The 18,002-nt window shown below is 73.8% G+C and carries 16 protein-coding genes; 8 read left to right on the forward strand and 8 right to left on the reverse strand.

Features of this window, described 5'->3' with window-relative positions; translation table 11 throughout:
• Positions 1–49: 49 nt before the first annotated feature.
• Positions 50–250, reverse strand: coding sequence for a hypothetical protein (locus ACIGW4_RS20145; protein WP_123457917.1), 201 nt, complete (start codon positions 248–250; stop codon positions 50–52).
• 685 nt (positions 251–935) lie between these two features.
• On the opposite strand from ACIGW4_RS20145, the gene ACIGW4_RS20150 reads away from it, so the two are divergent.
• The 4 genes from ACIGW4_RS20150 to ACIGW4_RS20165 all read left to right on the forward strand — a co-directional run bounded on the left by ACIGW4_RS20150 (position 936) and on the right by ACIGW4_RS20165 (position 5,121).
• Positions 936–1,733 carry a hypothetical protein gene (locus tag ACIGW4_RS20150; protein WP_399582032.1) on the forward strand — a complete coding sequence of 266 codons (798 nt, stop codon included), beginning with the start codon at positions 936–938 and terminating at the stop codon, positions 1,731–1,733.
• A 195-nt stretch (positions 1,734–1,928) separates the two neighbouring features.
• Entirely contained in the window at positions 1,929–2,969 is a 1,041-nt protein-coding gene (locus tag ACIGW4_RS20155) for an SDR family NAD(P)-dependent oxidoreductase (protein ID WP_399582034.1), read from the forward strand.
• Between the two features lie 5 nt (positions 2,970–2,974).
• Positions 2,975–3,541, forward strand: coding sequence for an SRPBCC family protein (locus tag ACIGW4_RS20160; protein ID WP_185094843.1), 567 nt, complete (start codon positions 2,975–2,977; stop codon positions 3,539–3,541).
• Positions 3,538–5,121, forward strand: coding sequence for a phytoene desaturase family protein (locus ACIGW4_RS20165; RefSeq protein ID WP_399582036.1), 1,584 nt, complete (start codon positions 3,538–3,540; stop codon positions 5,119–5,121). The genes ACIGW4_RS20160 and ACIGW4_RS20165 overlap by 4 nt, the downstream gene beginning before the upstream one ends.
• A 67-nt stretch (positions 5,122–5,188) precedes the next feature.
• On the opposite strand, the gene ACIGW4_RS20170 is transcribed toward ACIGW4_RS20165, so the two are convergent.
• Genes ACIGW4_RS20170 through ACIGW4_RS20180 form a run of 3 tightly spaced genes read right to left on the reverse strand, consistent with a single transcriptional unit; the run spans position 5,189 to position 8,404 of the window.
• Entirely contained in the window at positions 5,189–6,214 is a 1,026-nt protein-coding gene (locus tag ACIGW4_RS20170) for a TolB-like translocation protein (protein ID WP_399582039.1), read from the reverse strand.
• The gene (locus ACIGW4_RS20175; protein WP_399582042.1) at positions 6,211–7,521 is read right to left on the reverse strand and encodes an MFS transporter; all 1,311 of its coding nucleotides are present in this window, start codon (positions 7,519–7,521) and stop codon (positions 6,211–6,213) included. Before ACIGW4_RS20175 ends, ACIGW4_RS20170 begins: the two co-directional genes overlap by 4 nt.
• A 1-nt stretch (position 7,522) precedes the next feature.
• Positions 7,523–8,404, reverse strand: a complete 882-nt coding sequence (locus ACIGW4_RS20180; protein WP_359587244.1) for an alkaline phosphatase family protein — start codon at positions 8,402–8,404, stop codon at positions 7,523–7,525.
• Positions 8,405–8,801: 397 nt separating this feature from the next.
• On the opposite strand from ACIGW4_RS20180, the gene ACIGW4_RS20185 reads away from it, so the two are divergent.
• Positions 8,802–10,280 carry a glutamate-cysteine ligase family protein gene (locus ACIGW4_RS20185; RefSeq protein WP_123457911.1) on the forward strand — a complete coding sequence of 493 codons (1,479 nt, stop codon included), beginning with the start codon at positions 8,802–8,804 and terminating at the stop codon, positions 10,278–10,280.
• A gap of 39 nt (positions 10,281–10,319) precedes the next feature.
• Here the strand turns inward: ACIGW4_RS20185 and ACIGW4_RS20190 are convergent, their stop codons facing one another.
• On the reverse strand, positions 10,320–10,766 hold the full coding sequence (locus tag ACIGW4_RS20190) for a MarR family winged helix-turn-helix transcriptional regulator (protein ID WP_399582044.1): 447 nt from the start codon (positions 10,764–10,766) through the stop codon (positions 10,320–10,322).
• A gap of 105 nt (positions 10,767–10,871) precedes the next feature.
• Between ACIGW4_RS20190 and ACIGW4_RS20195 the strand changes: the two genes are divergently transcribed.
• Complete coding sequence (locus ACIGW4_RS20195) at positions 10,872–11,702, forward strand: alpha/beta fold hydrolase (protein WP_398711382.1); 831 nt, start codon at positions 10,872–10,874, stop codon at positions 11,700–11,702.
• 438 nt (positions 11,703–12,140) lie between these two features.
• On the opposite strand, the gene ACIGW4_RS20200 is transcribed toward ACIGW4_RS20195, so the two are convergent.
• Together ACIGW4_RS20200 and ACIGW4_RS20205 are read right to left on the reverse strand one after the other, a co-directional pair.
• On the reverse strand, positions 12,141–12,479 hold the full coding sequence (locus tag ACIGW4_RS20200) for a co-chaperone YbbN (RefSeq protein ID WP_123457909.1): 339 nt from the start codon (positions 12,477–12,479) through the stop codon (positions 12,141–12,143).
• A 98-nt stretch (positions 12,480–12,577) separates the two neighbouring features.
• The gene (locus ACIGW4_RS20205; protein ID WP_398711384.1) at positions 12,578–13,378 is read right to left on the reverse strand and encodes a gamma-glutamyl-gamma-aminobutyrate hydrolase family protein; all 801 of its coding nucleotides are present in this window, start codon (positions 13,376–13,378) and stop codon (positions 12,578–12,580) included.
• Positions 13,379–13,436: 58 nt separating this feature from the next.
• On the opposite strand from ACIGW4_RS20205, the gene ACIGW4_RS20210 reads away from it, so the two are divergent.
• Positions 13,437–14,156 (forward strand): FadR/GntR family transcriptional regulator, encoded by a 720-nt coding sequence (locus ACIGW4_RS20210; protein WP_399582048.1) that lies wholly within the window; start codon positions 13,437–13,439, stop codon positions 14,154–14,156.
• A gap of 194 nt (positions 14,157–14,350) precedes the next feature.
• Here the strand turns inward: ACIGW4_RS20210 and ACIGW4_RS20215 are convergent, their stop codons facing one another.
• The gene (locus ACIGW4_RS20215; protein WP_399582050.1) at positions 14,351–16,051 is read right to left on the reverse strand and encodes an amidase; all 1,701 of its coding nucleotides are present in this window, start codon (positions 16,049–16,051) and stop codon (positions 14,351–14,353) included.
• A 268-nt stretch (positions 16,052–16,319) separates the two neighbouring features.
• Here ACIGW4_RS20215 and ACIGW4_RS20220 point away from each other — a divergent pair, with 268 nt between their 5' ends.
• The gene (locus ACIGW4_RS20220; RefSeq protein WP_399582053.1) at positions 16,320–18,002 is read left to right on the forward strand and encodes a SpoIIE family protein phosphatase; all 1,683 of its coding nucleotides are present in this window, start codon (positions 16,320–16,322) and stop codon (positions 18,000–18,002) included.

Below are 18,002 nucleotides of genomic sequence, written 5' to 3' on the forward strand. Positions count from 1 at the left end.
CCGCCGAGGGGCGGGGTGACGGGGCAGGCCTTGCCGTCAGGGTCGTCGATCAAGCACCCGTGCCCTTCTGATCGGGCGGGGTGCCCCCTCCTTCGCCGCCGCCCCGGTCTCCCTTGTCGGTGCCGTGGGCGCGCCCCGAGGACTTCTCCGCGCCTCCCGGCTTCTGCCGCGCCTTGAGGGCCGCGGCTTCCTCCGGCGTGCCCGCTCCCTTGCCGCTCCGCCGCTGTGCGGGTTGCTGGGGATTGCTCATCGCGTCCTCCTGAACCGCTGGAAGGGGACTCCTTTCGCCCGTGCGTCTGACCTGGTTGGGCGCCCTTAACCCCTCGCCGCTGTTCGATCACGGGTTCCGCCCGGGAGGAAGGCGGTCCTCGTCCCGGGCGGAAAGCGTCCTCGTGGTCGGTCGTGGCGTTCAGTGGCGGTCGACGGCGTTCAGTGGCGATCGGTGGCGACGAGGGGCCCGTGGTAACGCCCCGGAACGGGGCGGTGGGGGGCGCCGAAGAAGCCGTACTCGCAGCTGCCGCGAAGGTACGACGACGGTTCACCGGAGGGCCTTTCGGCAGGGCCTCAGCTGGTCGGAGGCCGGAGAGCCGCATCGTGACGCGGTGTCCGCACGCGTGGTCGACCCCTCACCCGCTCGTGGGCAAGTCGAGGCGGGACCGAGGTGCCCGGGATCCTGCACAGGAGCATCACACAGGCTGCGCACAGTCTTTCGAAAGCTTGGTTAGCGTTGCAGACCGCTCGAATCCGTTTGCAAACGTGACCGTGTCGTAGGTCCCCCGGGCCCGCGGCAGGCACGTCGACCCCGAAAGACGGAGATGGACTACTGCTCGTCGTGCCGCCGACATCTCAACGGCGCCCTGGTGTGCCCTGGCTGCGGCGCCTACGCCCCGGACATCGCTCCGACCACCACCGGCGGTCGCATCGTCCCCGCCCCGGTGGCCACAACGACGACGGGTGCGGCGTCCGCGTCGGGCACCCTTCCCTCGGGCACATGGCACGACGGTGACGTTCGGCTCCTCGACGAGATCCCCGTCGGCGCGGTCCTGGAAGGCGCCGCCCCGGAAGGAGCCTCCGGAAGCGACGCGCCGGCGGAGCTCATGGGCGCGTCGACGTCGGCGGAGGGACGGGCGGCACGGCGCCGCCAGCGCGCCCGCTGGAGGAAGAACCAGCGCCGGGCCGTGGTGGCGACCGCCGTCGCGCTCGTCGGCGGCGGCCTGGCCGTGAGCGGGATGGACCGGCAGTCCGGCGACCGGGCCCAGGCGGCCACGGCGCCGCAGGACCCGGGAGCGGGCGCCGTCGACGAGCGGGCGGAGCAGGCGACACCTCCCCCTTCCGTACGGCCCGACGCCCACCGCGCCTCGGTCGTCCCGTCCGCGCCGCCGGCCGAGTCGTCCGTGCCCGACCGGTCGCGTCGGCAGTACGCCACGACCTCCCTCCGTACGACGCCGCCGGTCTCCCGGGCGCATGCCGCCGCCCCCGTCCACCGGACGGAGCCGTCGGCCCCCGAGCCGCGGAACACCTCACCGGCTTCCTCGGCCCCGGCGCCGGCCTCGCCCCCCGCCCGCACGGGCACGACCGGGACGACGGACACACCGGCGCAGCCCCCCGCCCCCACGGATGCCACCGGCTCCCCGAGCCAGGTACCGGCCACCCAGCCGGACACGCCGCCGGCCTCGACCTCCCCGTCGGAGCTGTGCGTGCTCGTGGTGTGCCTGCCCGTCTCCGTGTCCTGACTCCACGGGCCGCCGCCCCCCGCGAACCGCCCGGTGCCGGCAGGCCGACCGGCCCTGGGGAACACGCCAGGGCGGAGGAGAGGGCGCCCGGGCGGTCGCGGACGGTGCACAAGGAACCACGTGAGGTGTTCCCGGATCCGGGAACACCGTCCGGGAGCGCCGCATGAATCGGCCCATGTCGGTGACACGCCCACCGTGAACCGACATACGCGTGAGCCCGGACCCGGGACCGTCGTCGTGGTCACGGGCGCGTCGAGCGGCATCGGGCGGGCCGCGGCGGCCGCCTTCGCCGCGCGCGGCGCCCGGCTCGTCCTGACCGCCCGCAGCGCCGACGTCCTCGCCCAGGTGGCCGCCCGGTGCGCGGAGGCGCATCCCCGGGCCGAGGCCGTGGCCGTCACCGCCGACGTCACGGACTTCGCCGCGACGGAGCGCGTCGCGCGGACCGCGGTGGACCGGTTCGGCCGGATCGACGTCTGGGTGAACGCCGCCGGGGTGGGCGTCCTGGGACGTCTCGACCGGGTGCCGCCGGCCGATGTGCGCCGGCTGTGGGAGACCAACGTGCTGGGTGCCTTCCACGGCGCCCGCGCCGCCCTGCCGGTGATGCGCCGACAGGGCGGCGGGACCCTGATCGACGTGTCCTCGGTGCTCGGCGGCGCCGTGGTGGCGCCGTACATGGGCGCGTACGCCGCGTCCAAGGCCGCGCTGGCGACGCTCGACGAGGTGCTGCGGCAGGAGTTGCGTCTCAGCGGCGACACCGCCGTCGCGGTGTGCACGATCCTGCCCGCGGGCGTCGACACGCCGTTCTTCCGGCACGCGGCCAACCACACGGGACGTCGCCTCCGCTCGCTGCCCGCCGTCGCCACTCCGCAGCGGGTCGCCCGGGCCGTGGTGCGCGCCGCGGCCCGGCCGCGCCGCCGTGTCCACGTAGGGCCCGGATCCCGGCTCCTGCCCTGGGCCCACGCCCTCGCCCCCGAGACCGTACGGAGCCTGGTCCGGTGGCGCACCGGGCGCGTCTACCTGGACGCGCCCGGCACGGCCCCGATCACACGGGGCGTCCTGTACGAGCCGTCGGACGCGACCGCCTCGGTCGCCGGAGGACGGCATGCGGGAGCCCGTACGGCCGTGCGGCGCGTCGCCGGATGCACGGCCGCGCTGGCCTCGGCGGCCGCCGTCCGGACCGCGACGCGGCACCTGCCGTCCAGGGGGCGCTCGTCCCCGCACCACCGAAGGAGTTGAGGAATGTGGCGCAGTGGAACCGGGTCCTGGAAGCGACGCCCGAGGAAGTCTGGGAGGTGCTCAGCGACGGGGAGCGGTACGCGCGCTGGGTGGTCGGCGCCCACGATTCTTGGGAGCGGGACGACCACTGGCCCGCCGTGGACGCCGAGCTCGGCTACACCCTGAAGCTGGGACCGTGGACATACCACGGGCGGACGATCTCGCGGCGGTGCGAGCCGATCCGCCGGCTCGAGCTGGAGGCGGTCACACACCTCGGCTCCGCCCGGATCTCCTTCCTCGTCGAGCCCTGGGGCAGCCACACCCTGGTCCTCGTCGACGAGCACCCGCTCAGGGGCCCGGCGGCCCGCTGGCACAACTCGGGAGCCGACCTGGTCCTGCGCTGGCGGCACCGGCACCTGCTGGCCCGGTTGGAAGAGGCCACCGCCTCCGCCCGGGGCCGGCCGCGCGCGGGCGCCTCCGGCGACGGTCGTCCGTCCCCGGCGCCTGGCGACGAGCATCCTTCCTCGGGCTCCGACGACGCTCACCCGTCCCCGGGCCCCGGTGACGGGAACGGCGCCCGGGACCGGTCATGACGGCGTCGGACGCGGTGGTCGTCGGCGCCGGCCCCAACGGACTGGTGGCGGCCAACATCCTCGCGGACGCCGGCTGGCACGTCGTCGTCCTGGAGGCCCGGGAGGTGCCCGGCGGCGCGGTACGGAGCGACCGGGGCGTCCACCCCGACTACGTCCACGACCTGTTCAGCGCCTTCTACCCGCTCGCGGCGGCCTCCCCCGTCGTGCGGAGCCTCGGGCTCGACCGCCACGGCCTGCGCTGGCGCCACGCGCCGTACGTCGTGGCCCACCCGCTGCCCGACGGCAGGGGCGCCCTCCTCAGCCGGGACCTCGACCGCACAGCCGCCTCGCTGGAGGCGTTCGCGCCGGGCGACGGCGCCGCCTGGGAAAGCCTCCACCACTGGTGGAGCGAATACCGCGACGACCTCGTCGGCGCCCTGTTCACCCCCTTCCCGCCGGTCCGGAACGGCCTCGGACTCGTGACCGGGCACGGGCCGAGGGACGTCCTCCGGCTGCTGCGGACCATGCTGCTTCCCGCCCGCCGCTTCGGCGAGGAGCACTTCGCGGGCGAGGGCGGACGGCTCCTCGTCACGGGGAACGCCCTGCACGCCGACCTCGGCCCGGAGTCCGCCCTCGGCGGCGGCTTCGGATGGCTGATGTGCATGCTCGGCCAGGACGAGGGGTTCCCGGTGCCGGCGGGCGGGGCGGCCGGCCTCACCGACGCCCTCGTCTCCCGCCTGTACGCGCGGGGCGGCGAAGTGCGCTGCGGCCGCACGGTCACGGAGGTGTCGGTACGGGAGGGCCGCGCGGTCGGCGTGCGCACCGGCGACGGGGGGTGGTTCCCCGCACGACGGGCGGTCCTCGCCGACGTCCCCGCCCCCGTCCTGTACGGGCGGCTCGTGGACCGGCGGCACCTGCCCGCACCGGTCCGCGCCGATCTGCGCCGGTTCCAGTGGGACTTCGCGACCTTCAAGGTGGACTGGGCGCTGTCCCGCCCGATCCCGTGGAGCTTCGCCGGCGCCCGGGAAGCCGGCACCGTCCACGTCGTCGACGGGGTCGACGAACTCACCCGCTTCGCCGCCCAGCTGGCCACGGGACGGGTGCCGGACGTCCCCTTCACCATCCTCGGGCAGATGACCACGGCGGATCCGGACCGCTCCCCGGCGGGCACCGAGTCGGCGTGGGGCTACACGCACGTGCCGCAGTCCGTCCGGGCCGACGCGGGCGAGGACGGCCTCGCGGGCCGCTGGGACGAACGCGAGAAGGAGGTGTTCGCCGCCCGGGTCGAAGCGGGCGTGGAGCGCCTGGCGCCGGGCTTCCGGGACGCGATCGTGGCCCGCCGCGTCCTGGCGCCCCCGGACCTGGAGCTTCTGAACCCCGCGCTCGTCGGCGGCGCCGTCAACCAGGGCACCACGGCGCTCCACCAGCAGCTCGTCCTGCGCCCGTTCCCCGGCAGCGGTCGTCCCCGGACCCCGGTCCGCGGCCTGTACCTCGCCTCGGCCAGCGCTCATCCCGGCGGGGGCGTCCACGGCGCCCCCGGCGCCAACGCGGCCCGCGCGGCCCTAGGCTCGCTCCGCTCCCTCCGGACGCGCCACCACTGAGACGGCCCCGGACAGCCGGGTCGTGATCGGCTCGGCGCCGGACGGGTCCGCCCCGGTCCTCGCCCCGTCACTCCAGGAACGCCGGGGCCAGTGCCGCCGTCAGCAGGCGCTTCGGGGAGCCCGAGCCGTCGGCCGGGACGGTGTAGAGGTCGGCGCCGTAGTCGCCCGGCAGCGAGTAGGAGACCGTGTGGTCGTCGAGCCAGACGGCCTGGTCGTCGACGCTGCGGGGCTCGGCGAGCGCGGTCTCCCGCAGGGTGGAGAGGTCGAGGACGTACTCGTGCCAGGGCGCGTCGGCGGGGGCGCCCGCGACGCGCTTCTTGTAGACGATCCGCGTCTCGTCGGGGGAGAGCGACGGGCACTCGACGTTCTCGTGGAGCGTGGTGACGGTACGGGCCGTCAGGTCGCCGCGCACCAGGTAGGTCCGGCCGCCGGTCGCCATGGTCGCGTAGAAGTGCCGGTCGTCGCGGGAGAAGGTGACCCCCCAGAAGTTGGTGTCGGCGGCGTGGTGGTCCTTGCCGTCCTTCACCACCCGGAACTCCTCCAGGGACGCGGTGAGCCGGCCCGTCGACGTGTCCAGGACGGCGGTACGGGTGGAGAAGCTCGCGCTCGCGTACGAGTCACCGCCGACGAACACCGTCCACGCCACCAGCCGGCCCGACGGCGAGACCCGGGCGCGGGTCGGGATGCCGGGCAGCGGGTAGTGGGCCCGCTCCTGGAGGGCCGAGTCGACGACGACCGCCCGGTAGCCGTCCTCCACCGCGCCGCGCACGGCCTGCAGACAGATCCCGGTGCCGCCGGCCGCGTGGAAGCGCAGGCACTTCACCCCGGACGCGGTGCGCGGGCCGGTGGGGGCGGAGGCCGGTACGGTGACCAGCTCGTCGCGGTGCGGGCCCCAGGCCATGTTGCGGAAGACGATCCGGCGGTCGGCGCCGCTCGCGAGCGAGACCCGCCCGGAGTCGATCGCGGGGCCGCCCGCCCGCGGACGGTCCTTCTCGGCGGCCCGGTCCGCCGCGTGCAGCAGCGACGCGGCGGCCACACCGCCGAACGCGACGATCGCCGCGAGCAGGACGAACAGTTTGGTGCGCAGGGTCATACGGGTGATTCCTCCGAAACCGTGCCGGTGGTCGGGGCCGTGGCGGTGCTCGGGGTCGAGGGCCGCAGCACGAACGCCGCCGCCGCGCACACCGCGAGCACGGTGGTCGCCGCCCCGAGCGCCCAGCGGTCACCCCAGGCGGTCCAGGCCGCGCCGAACGCGATCGAGCAGCCGAACCGCGCGAGCGCCTGCCCCGTCTGCACCAACGCCAGCCCCGACGAGCGGAGTTCGGCCGGTACGCAGTCGGCCGCGGCCGCCATCAGGACGCCGTCGGTCGCCGCGTAGAACCCGCCGTGCAGCGCCAGGACCAGAAAGGGGAGCGCCGGGCTCTGCCAGCCGCTGAGCAGCGCCCCGTACACGAGCAGCAGGGCGCCGTGGCCGCCGAGGAACACCCGTCGGCGGCCGATCCGGTCGGCGAGGCGGCCCAGGGGCACGGCGAGCAGCAGGAAGGCGGCGGCGGTGCCGAGCGGCAGCAGCGCGAACCAGTGGTCGGTGACGCCGAGCCGCCGCTGCAGCAGCAGGTAGACGAACGAGTCGCTGACCGTGGCGAGCCCCAACAAAAGCGCGGTCAGGGCGAGTCGGCGCACGTCGGGAACCCGGAGCAGCCCGAGCGCGGCCTTGAGCGAGGCACGTGGCGCGCCGTCCGGCGGCACGGCCAGGGGCCGGGGACGCGACGGTACGAAGAGCAGCAGGACGAGCACGCCGACCGCGGCCACGCAGAAGCTGACCGTGAACACGGCGTCGTAACCGTCCGTCGCCTGACGGAGGATCAGGAAGGCGGCCAGGGGGCCGATCAGGGCGCCCGCGGTGTCCATCGCCCGGTGCACCCCGAAGGCGCGGCCGCGCGACTCCTCCGGCGAGGCGAGCGAGATCAGCGCGTCGCGCGGCGCGGTCCGCAGGCCCTTGCCGGTGCGGTCGGCGGCCAGCACGGCGCCGATCAGCGGCAGCGAACCCGCCACCAGGAGGAGGGGCTTGCACAGCGCGGAGAGGCCGTAGCCGATCACCGCCACCGACTTGTGCCGGCCGCCGCGATCGGCGAGATGGCCGCCGACGAGCCGGACGAGCGCGCTGAAACCGTTGTACACGCCGTCGAGGAGGCCGAATCCGAGCGGGGAGAGGCCGAGACCGGCGACCAGGTAGAGCGGCAGCACGGCCGTGACCATCTCCGAGGACACGTCCGTGACGAGGCTGACCGTGCCGAGCGCGAGCACGGTCGGTGCGACGGCGGCGCGCCGCCCGGGACCGAGGTCCCGGGCGGCGGCCGTCGCGGCCGTCGCGGGGTTGCTGCGACTGTCCGCTACGTACACGTCACGGCGTCCAGATGCCGGTGATCGGGGTCGCGTTGGCGGCCTGGCCGGCGTGCGTGGTGCCGTACATGTCCTCGATCGTGCGGAGCAGGTCGTAGTGGTTGTACGTGGTCGCGGACGTCGAGCCCGGGACCACCTGCTGGCCGTACAGGACGGTCGCGATCTTGTTGCCGGCGAGCCGGTTGTCCTCGTCGAAGGTCACGACGAGCAGGCTGTTGTGGGTCTTCGCCCAGGTCGCGTAGGCGCCCAGGTTGTTCTTCAGCCAGGTGTCACCGGTGCCGACGGAGCAGTCGTGCATGTCGCTGCACAGGTTCGGGATCACGAACGACACCTGCGGCAGCGTGGTGTAGTCGGTCGGGAACTGCGCCATGGTGTACGCCGAGGAGGTCGGGACGTTCGAGAAGCCGAACCACGGGTTGTGCTTCCGCGCGTACTTGCCGCTGCTGCACGTGGTCGATCCCTGGCTGGGAAGCGTCTCGTTGTAGCTCTTCCAGGTCTTGCCCGCGGCGATCAGCTCGGAGGCCAGGTTCGGCGCGGAGGAGAAGCCCGGCGTGTAGCAGGAGTCGTCCGTGATGCCCTGGGTGGAGCCCGAGAACAGCGCGAAGTAGTTGGGCTGGCTGGGGTGGGTCTCGGCGTACGACTGGGTGAGGTTGGCGCCACCGCTCTTCAACGAGTTGATGTACGGGGCGCTGGAGCTGCCGATGATCTGGCTGTAGGCGTGGTTCTCGAAGACCACGACGACCACGTGGTCGGGGGTGGGGACGGTCGCCGCCGCCTGGGCCTGCGACGTGCCGCCGAAGCCGGCCCACAGGCCGATCGAGGCGGCCGCGAGACCGAGGGCGGACAGAAGGGCGGTGCGGCGTTTCCTGGGCGCGCCGGACACGGCTACCTCCGGTTGAGGGTGATGACTACGGGAGCGGTGCAAGCGGCAGGTTAGGAGTGAGCATGTCAACCTGGAAGGTGTATCCGTGTGAAGACGCGGGAAACGTCTCGTGCCGCCACGTGGAAGCCCCGCTCGTCCACCCGGCCGCTCTCCCTCCTCCAGTCTCCGTCCGACGGGCTCCGGCGGCAGGACGGCGGCCGGAACCCGCCGTGGCCGAGGCCGCACGTCCTCGCCGCGGACGGGCCGGAAATCCGGCGGAGCACCGGCGGCATCAGGCCCCCACCTGGCCTTTCCGCTCCCTCCGGGGGGAGGGTGCGGTCGGCGCCGGGCGCGGCCCGTCTCCCGGTGGCACGCTGAAGGAAGGAGGATCCGCGCCGCCGAGCCCCGGGAGGATCCGATGGGCCGTGACGTCCCGGCACTGACGTTCACGCGTGACGACCGCCGCCGCTTCCGCGACAGGACGCGCGCCTCCCTCGACGTCCTCGCCCGGATGCTGCGCGAGGCGCGCTTCGACGCGGACTGGCCGCGGGTCGGCCTGGAGATCGAGCTGAACCTCGTCGACGGGACCGCCAGGCCCGCCATGCGCGGCTCGGAGGTCCTGGAGGCCATCGCCGACCCGGCCTGGTCGAGCGAGCTGGGCCGGTTCAACCTGGAGATCAACATCCCGCCCCGCCGCCTCACCGAGGGCGGTCCCGACACGTGGGAGGAGGAGATCCGCAAGGCCCTGAACCACGCCGAGGAGAAGGCCGCCGCCATCGGCGCGCACCTGGTCATGATCGGGACCCTCCCGACCCTGGAGCGCGAGGACGTGAACCGGGGCGCGCTGTCCGAGAACCCGCGCTACCACCTCCTCAACGACCAGATCTTCGCGGCACGCGGCGAGGACCTCCTCATCGAGATCGACGGGGTGGAACGGCTGCGGACCTACGCGGACACCATCACGCCCGAAGCGGCCTGCACCAGCACCCAGTTCCACCTCCAGGTCGCGCCCGAGCAGTTCGCCGCGTACTGGAACGCCGCCCAGGCCATCGCCGGCGTCCAGGTCGCGCTGGCCGCGAACTCGCCCTTCCTCTTCGGCAAGGAACTGTGGAGCGAGACCCGCATCCCGCTGTTCGAGCAGACCACGGACACCCGGCCGGACGAGATCAAGGTCCAGGGAGTGCGGCCCCGCGTGTGGTTCGGCGAACGCTGGATCACCAGCGTCTTCGACCTCTTCGAGGAGAACACCCGCTACTTCCCGGCGCTCCTGCCGCTCTGCGAGGACGAGGACCCCGAGGAGACCCTCGACCGCGGCGAGACCCCCCACCTGGCCGAACTCACCCTGCACAACGGCACGGTCTACCGCTGGAACCGCCCCGTCTACGCGGTCGTCGACGGGGTCCCGCACCTCCGCGTCGAGAACCGGGTGCTGCCCGCCGGACCGACCGTGGCCGACGTGATGTCGAACGGCGCCTTCTACTACGGCCTCGTCCGCGCCCTGGTCGACGAGGGCCGGCCGGTATGGACCCGGATGTCGTTCGCGGCCGCCGAGGAGAACCTGCACACGGCGGCCCGGCGCGGCATCGACGCCGAACTCTTCTGGCCCGGCACGGGCCAGGTGCCCGCCACCGAACTGGTCCTGCGCCGACTCCTTCCGCTCGCCCACCGGGGTCTGGAGGCCCTGGGGCTGGACGCGCAGTGGCGCGAACCGCTGCTCGGCATCGTCGAGCAGCGGTGCGTGGCGGCCCGCAACGGCGCGGTGTGGCAGGCGGAGATGTTCCACCACCTCCACGACATCGCCCACCTCGACCGGCCCGCGGCCCTGCGCCGTATGACCGGCCAGTACATCGACTTCATGCACCTCAACGCCCCGGCCCACACCTGGCCGGTGGAGTGACCGGCGGGGGTCGCGTCCCGCCCGGGGCCGCCGACGGATTCAGCCGCCGATGCGCGTGAGGGCGCTCGGCCCGAGGTGTTCGGCGATGACGCCCAGCGCGGCCTTGACCTCCTCCAGGCGTGCGGGGTCCTCCAGTACACGGACGAGAACGCCGTCGATGTCGGCGGAGCGGACTTCCGCGACGCGGGGGGAGACGGCCGGGGAGGGGTCGATGAGGGTGCGCCGGCGGTCGGCGGGGTCGGTGCGGGTCTCGACCGCGCCGGCTTCACGCAGACGGGCGACGCAGGCGGAGACCTTGCTCTGGGGGAAACCGGTCCGCGTGGCGATGTCCTTGACGGGCGTGCCGGGATGCGCCTTGATGTCGGCCGCGACGATGATCACCGACTGCGTGCTCGTCCCGTGGACGCCGATGCCCTCGGTGGGGATGGCGGCTTCGCCGAGCTTCATCAGGGTGCGGCCCAGGAGGGCCAGATCCATGCCGTTCATCGGACCAAGGTACATCGCTCAAGATGCATCGCTTCAGATGCATTGATATTGATGTATCTGAAGTGATGCATTAGCGTGAGGGCATCACCGACGCAAGGAGAACCCATGCCGACCACCGGCCTGCTGCCCGTCGACGGCGCCGCGCTCCACTTCGAACAGCGCGGAACCGGCCCGCTCCTGCTCATCGCGCAGAGCGGCGAAGGCGACGCCCGGCGCACCACCGACCTCGTCGACGCCCTGGCCGACGACTTCACCCTGGTCACCTACGACCGCCGGGGACTGTCCCGCAGCACCCCCGACGACCCCGACCGACCGGTCACCATGGCCGACCACGCCGACGACGCCCACCGTCTCCTCGCGCACGTGACCGACGGCCCCGCCCTCATGCTCGGCTGCAGCTTCGGTGCGGTGATCGGACTGCACCTGGCCGCCGAGCACGGCGACCAACTCGACACCCTGATCGCCCACGAGCCCGTCGCACCCTGGCTGCTCGACGCGGAAGCCGACTCCCACCGCCGCGAACTGGCCGAGCTGCAGGACCTGTTCGCCACGGGCGGTCTGCCCGCGGCCTTCCCGGCCATCGCGAAGTCCGTCGGCATCGACCCGGCCCACCCGGACGCGGAGCCCGACCTGACCCCGCAGCCGATGGACGAACAGCGTCGGCGCAACTTCGCCCGCTTCATCGCCGAGGAGTTCACCACGCTGCGGACCGACCCCGGCTGCCGCGACCGCCTCCGTACGACCAGGACCCGCATCCTGCCGGCCGTCGGGCGCACCACCCCGCCCACGGTCTTCGACCACCGGGCCGCCCACCGCCTAGGGGCGCTGCTCGAACGACCGGTCCTCACGTTCCCCGGCGGGCACAACGGCAACACCACCCACCCGAGGGCCTGGGCGGCACGGCTCCGCACCACCCTGCACGCGCACCGCCGGTGACGCAGGGTCGACCTGGACGAGGTCCTCGCCGTGGGGACCGGCTGCCCACGATGCGCGAGGTCGTCGCGGAGACCGCCGAGACCGTCTTCGACACCGTCGACGGCCGTATCTCCTCCGCCGAGCACCGGCGACCGGTCGGCACGCGCACCGCGAGAGCGTCGACCTCGGCGACGTCTTCGACCGCCTCGACCGGGACGGGGGCGGCCACCTCGGCCGCACCGAGTTCACCGAACCGTGGATCCATTCCTGGGCCGGCAACGACCCCTCGGAACCGGCAACCGACTGCGCGGCCCCGTACGGCCCCGCCTCTGATCCCCGGACCCCGGCGAAGACCGACGCGCCGAGGCCGGCGGCGCGGGGGAAGGCCCCCCGGCGAGGCGCCCCCGTGCACCCGCGAAGGCGCAGGGGCCGTCGCCCGCCCCGGGAGGGACCCGGCTCTCAGAGAAGCCCCTCCAGCAACTCCCGGATCTCGCCGGTGCTCGTGGGCCCCGTGCCGTGCGCCACCGTCTGCCCCTCCTTCAGCAGGACGTAGGACGAGGCCCCGGTGATCCCGTACCGCCCGGTCGCGGCCGGACAGCGCGTGATGTCGATGCGGACGGCCGCCAGGCGGCCCGCGTACTCGTCGGCGACGGCACCGACGACGAGGTCCATCGCCCGGCTGGGTTCGATCGCCTTGGGCCATGTCCCGATGAAGTACGCGAGGACCGGGACTTCGCTCATCCTGAGGATGAAATCGACCTCCGCGTCCTCACGGGGGCGGTGAACCCGGTTCGCCATGGAAGCTCCTGATCTCGCTCTTCAGTCTTTCCCGCCCATCATCTCCCGCGCGGAGCGGACCGCACGGCCCCACGCGATCCGTCCCCGACGAGGGGACTTCACGGACGCGGCCCGGCTCCTGCCTCCACCCCGGGACGCACCTGCTCGAGGAGCGCGCGGAACAGCGGCAGGCGCAGCTCCGGGCTGGGAACGGACGCCTCGGGATGCCACTGGACCCCGAGGGTCCACGCGCCGGCGCGCGGGAACCCGGGTCCCGCGGAGGACTCGACGGCCTCGACGCATCCGTCGTCGGCGCGGGCCGAGACCCGCAGGCCGTCGCCGACGCGGTCGACGGCCTGGTGGTGACCGGACGACACGGGTATCCGGTCGCGCCCGAACACCCGGGCCACCGCGCTGCCGGCCGAGAGCGCGACCTCGTGGACGGTCCACTCCTCGCCGTTCCGCGGGTCGTGCTCCACGGAGGTCTTCGGCAGGTCGAGGTGGAGCGTGCCGCCCCGGAGGACGTTCAGCAGCTGCATCCCGCGGCAGATGCCGAGGAGCGGCAGCCGGTTGTCGAGGGCGTACCGGATGACGGCCGTGTCGAGCCGGTCCTGCGCGGGATTGACGTCGTACAGCGCGGGGTGCCGCGGGTCGGCCCCGTACAGGGCCGGGTCGACGTCCCCGCCGCCCGGCACCACGAAGCCGCGGCAGTCGGCGAGCCGCTCGTCGGGCGGGCTTCCGTCGGAGGAGGGGCGCAACAGGACGGGCTCGGCGCCCGCGGCCCGGATCAGCGCGACGACGTCGTCGAAGACGCGGTTCGCCTCGAGGACGCGCTGGTCGGCGCCGGGCGCGTGCGCGTCGCTGAGGCGCACGGGTATCCCGATGAGGGGCGCCGGTGCCGTGGGCTCGGTCGTGCTCATGGGCTCTCCCGCTGCTCGCGACGTGCAGGTGAAGTGCGAAATCTAGAGGGTGGATTTCATGGACGACAAGGGCTGGGAGCAGCACATCGCGCCGGTGCGCTCGGCGGGAGCCGCGGAGGCCGTCGCGCGGCGGCTCAACGAGCTCATCGGCGCGCGGATCCTGGTCGGACGCGATCGCTTCCCTCCGGAGAAGGCCCTTGCCGAGATGTCCGGGGTCGCCGTGATGACCGTGCGGCACGCCACGGCGGTCCTGCGGGAGGACGGGCTGATCGAGACCCGGCGCGGACACCACGCCGGCACCTACGTGGTCCCGGACGTCCTCGGCCGGATCCGGGAGCTGACCGCTCTCCACCCGTACACGCGGACCGACATCGAGGAGCTGACGGCCTGGCGGATCGCGGTGTCCGGAGAGGCGTCCGCCCGGGCCGCGCGCCGCGCCTCCGAGGCGAGCCTCGCCAGACTGCGCGAACTGGAGGCCGCCACGGTCGAGGCGGTCGCCGACGCGGAGGCCTCTCGCACCCTGGACGCCGGACTGCACCTGTACATCGCCGAACTGTCCGGATCCCAGCGGCTGTTGGAGGCCGAGCAGGGCATCCAGGGCGAGCTGACCCGGCTCCTCGCGGACCATCCCGGCGGAGTGGAGCCGCGCCGCATGCCGGACCAGCAGCCCCGCGCGCTCGTCGCGGCGATCGAGGACGGCGATCCGGCGAAGGCGCGGGAGCGGTTCACGATCCACGCGGAGTCGACGGCGGACCTGCTCCTGCCGTTCGTCCAGTAGCCGCCGGACGCGCTCACACGGTGGCGCGGTCCTGCCGTCCGGTACGGCAGGACCGCGCCACCGTCCACCTCACCGGATCGCCACCGTCCACCCCGCCGGACCGCGCATCGTGGAACTCCTCCCCGGGGCCAGTGGGGCCAGCTGGGCCAGCGGGGGCAGCGGGGCGAGCGCGTCCGGGCGCCGCGGTCACCTGATCACCTCAGGTCGAGCGAGCCCCCGCCAAGACCTGCCAGGGAGCTCCCGGCCGTGGCGCGAGACGTCACCGAGGGCAGGTACCGCGGCGCGCGCCGGGCGTCGAGCCGCTGCTCGACCGCGGCCCCCAGCGACAGCAGGCCCTCGTCCTGGCGATCGCCGGCCATCAGGAGCAGCCCGATCGGCAGCTCGCCGACGAATCCGGCGGGTACGGACAGCGAGGGGTAGCCGGCGACGGCGGCCGGAGTGGAGGACGGGATCACGTCGTTGTCGCCCCGCGCGCAGTCGGTCGTCCAGGCGGGCGGGTTCGCCGGGGAGGCGATGGCGTCCAGGTCGTGGGCGGCCATGGTCTCGTCGATGGAACGACGGGACAGGTCCTTCAGCTCCGCGCGCACGGCCCGGTAGCGCGGGTCCGTGGTCGACGGCGCGGCGAGGGCCTGCTCGAACAGCTCCTGACCGGCGAAGCAGGTCTGCTCGGCCGGATGCGCGCGGTTGAACTCGATCAGGCCGGCGAGGTCGCGAGGCCCGTTGCGGGAGGCGAGGTAGGCGTCGACGTCCCGGTGGAACTCGCTCAGCAGGGCAGGGAACTCGAGCTCGGCGAGCCTGTCCTGGTACGGGGGTGTCACCTCGACGACCTGTGCCCCGGCGGCACGGAGCCGCGCCGCGGTCCGGGTCATCAGGGCGTCCACGTCGGCACCGAGCGAGGGGAGCCGCCACAGGCCGATCCGCTTGCCGCGCAGGGAACCGGGGCGCGGGAACGCCTCCGTGCGGCCGGGGGCGCCGCCGGCGTCCGTGGTGGCGTGACCGCTGAGCACCGAGAAGGCGATCGCCGCGTCGACGACGTTGCGGGCCAGGGGACCGGCCGTGTCCTGCTCGGCGGAGATCGGCACGATCCCCGCTTGGCTGACCAGCCCGAGGCTGGGCTTGTGGCCGACGACGCCGTTCATTCCGGCCGGGCACACGATGGAGCCGTCCGTCTCGGTGCCGACGGCCACCTGCGCCAACGAGGCGGCGACGGCGGCGGCCGAACCGGAGGACGATCCGCACGGATTGCGGTCCAGGACGTAGGGGTTGTGCGTCTGCCCGCCGACCGCCGACCAGCCCGAGGTCGGCTTCGCCGCACGGAAGTTGGCCCACTCGGACATGTTCGCCTTGCCGAGGACCACCGCCCCCGCCGCCCGTAGTCTCCCGACCAGCTCCGCGTCCGTGCCGGGCGGCCTTCCGGCCAGTGCCAGCGACCCCGCCGTCGTCGGCATGTCCCGGGTGTCCACGTTGTCCTTCAGCAGGACGGGAATGCCGTCGAGCGGACCGCGGACCTTTCCGAGGCGATGCCTGAGGTCACTGGCGGCTGCCTGCCCCAGGGCCGTCGGGTCGGTGCGCAGCACCGCGTCGATCTTCGGATCGATCGCCTCGATCCGGCGGAGATAGGCCCGCGTCAGCTCCGACGAGGTCAGGTGCCCGCGCTTCATGCGCGCCTGCAGCTCGGGGATCGTCACCGTGTCCAGGTCCACCCCGCGCAGGAACGCCGACCCGGCGAGGGCCGGGGAACGACCGGCACCGGCCTCGGCGGCCACCGCGCGCTGCTCCGGCACACCTGCCGACAGAAGGGCTGCCACGGTCAGGGCGGCGGTCAGTGACGCGACACCTCTCTTCTTCACCGGGAACGACTTCACCGGGAACGACTTCACGGGGGACGGCTTCATGGGGGACACCCCACTGCAGGAGAAGCACCGGACACAAGACACTTCTGCGCCTCTCCGCACCGCCGCTCCCCGGCCGGTACCAGGGCCTCCGCACGGCCCGGCTCCCCGGAGGCGGCAGCCCGTCCCCGCCCGCCCCCTCCGCGCCCCGCCCGGACCTGTACCGGAAGGCACTGTCGATCAGCCCGGACGGGGCCCTCGGCGGGCATCACCCGTCGCCCAGGGGGCACCCGCAGGAACAAGGAGGGCCCGACGACGGGAGGTGTACGCCATGACGGGCTCGGGCGGTCCGCAGGACGCCGTGACCACGACCCTGGACGCCCTCGGCTCGGGCGCCTACCTGGCGGACGAGCAGGGCCTGATCGTCGCCGTCAACAGACTCGGAGAGAAGCTGCTCGGCCGCCCCGCCGCCGCCCTGCTCGGCCAGGACGCCCACGACCTGCTGCACCGCACCGCGGCGGGGGCGAGAGTGCCGCGGACCCAGTGCCGGATGCGGGAGAGCACCCTCGCCGAGCGCACGGAGCAGGGCGAGGGCGAGTGGTTCGAACGCGGCGACGGCACCCTGCTGCCGGTGTCGTGGCTGGCCACCCCGTGCCGGCTCGACGCCCGCCCGTCCGCCACGCTCGTCCTCTTCCACTCCACCAGACCCGCCGACCGGCCCGCCCGGCGTCCCCTCGCCGGCACGCACCTCTCCGAACTGGAACGGCTCGCCCTGCTCGCCGAGACGACCACCCTGCTCACCTCCACCCTCGACGTCCACGAGGCGCTGCGCCGCCTGATCGACCTCGTCCTGCCCCGCCTCGCCGACTGGGCGGTCATCGACCTGATCGGCGAGAGGGACGAGGTGTGGCGCTTCGCCGTGGCCCACGCCGAGGACGGCGGCGTGGCCTTCCGGGACGACCTCCAGGGGCCGATGCCGCCGGTGCCGCAGGAGTCCTCGATGCCCCTGTCCCGCGCCCTGCGCGGCGTCGCCTCCTCCTTCGCCGGCCCCGAGACCTACCAGGGGTCGCCCGACTCCGGCATCGCGGTCGAGCAGCGGCGCCTCTTCGAGGCGACCGGCATGCACTCGGCGGTCATGGTCCCCCTGCGCAGCCTGCACGAGGTGCTGGGCGCCCTCACCCTCGGCCGCGCCGACCAGCCACAGCCGTTCACCACGACCGACACCGTCCTCCTGGAGGACATCGCCCGCCGCGCCGGCTTCGCCCTGGAGAACGCCCGCCTCTACCAGCGGCAGCGCAAGGTCGCCGAGACCATGCAGCGCCACCTGCTGCCGAAACTGCCCTACACCCCGGCCCACACCATGACCGCCCGCTACCTGCCCGCCCCGGACGCCTCCCAGGTGGGCGGCGACTGGTACGACGCGTTCACCCTGACGGACGGCGCCACCGCCCTCGCCGTCGGCGACGTCGTCGGCCACGACCTGGACGCCGCGGCCGGCATGGCCCAGCTGCGGAACATGCTGCGCGCCTACGCCCTGTCCCAGGAGAAACCGCCGAGCAAGATCGTCGAATGGCTCGACCGGGCCACCATGGACGTCGCCGAAGTCTCCCTGGCCACCATGGTCTTCGCCCGCATGACACAGCGCGACGGCCGGTGCGAGCTGTCCTGGACCAACGCCGGCCACCCCCCGCCGCTCCTGGTCACCCACGAAGGCGTCGCCCGTTACCTGACCGAGGGCCACGGAGTCCTCCTCGGCATCGCCTCCGACCAGGACCGCCCCGACGCGACGACCGAGATCCCGCCCGGCGCGACCCTCCTGCTCTACACCGACGGGCTGGTCGAATCCCCGGCCCGTGGCCTCGACGACGGCCTGACCGGCCTCAGCCGCCACGCCGCCTCCCTGATCCACCGCCCCCTGGAGTCCTTCACGGACGAACTCCTCGCCCGCGCACGCCCCCCGGACAACGACGACGACGTCGCTCTCCTGGTCATCCGCCACACACCGGGCCCCTGA

The organism is Streptomyces sp. NPDC053513, from assembly GCF_044544765.1.
Taxonomy (GTDB): Bacteria; Actinomycetota; Actinomycetes; order Streptomycetales; family Streptomycetaceae; genus Streptomyces; species Streptomyces litmocidini.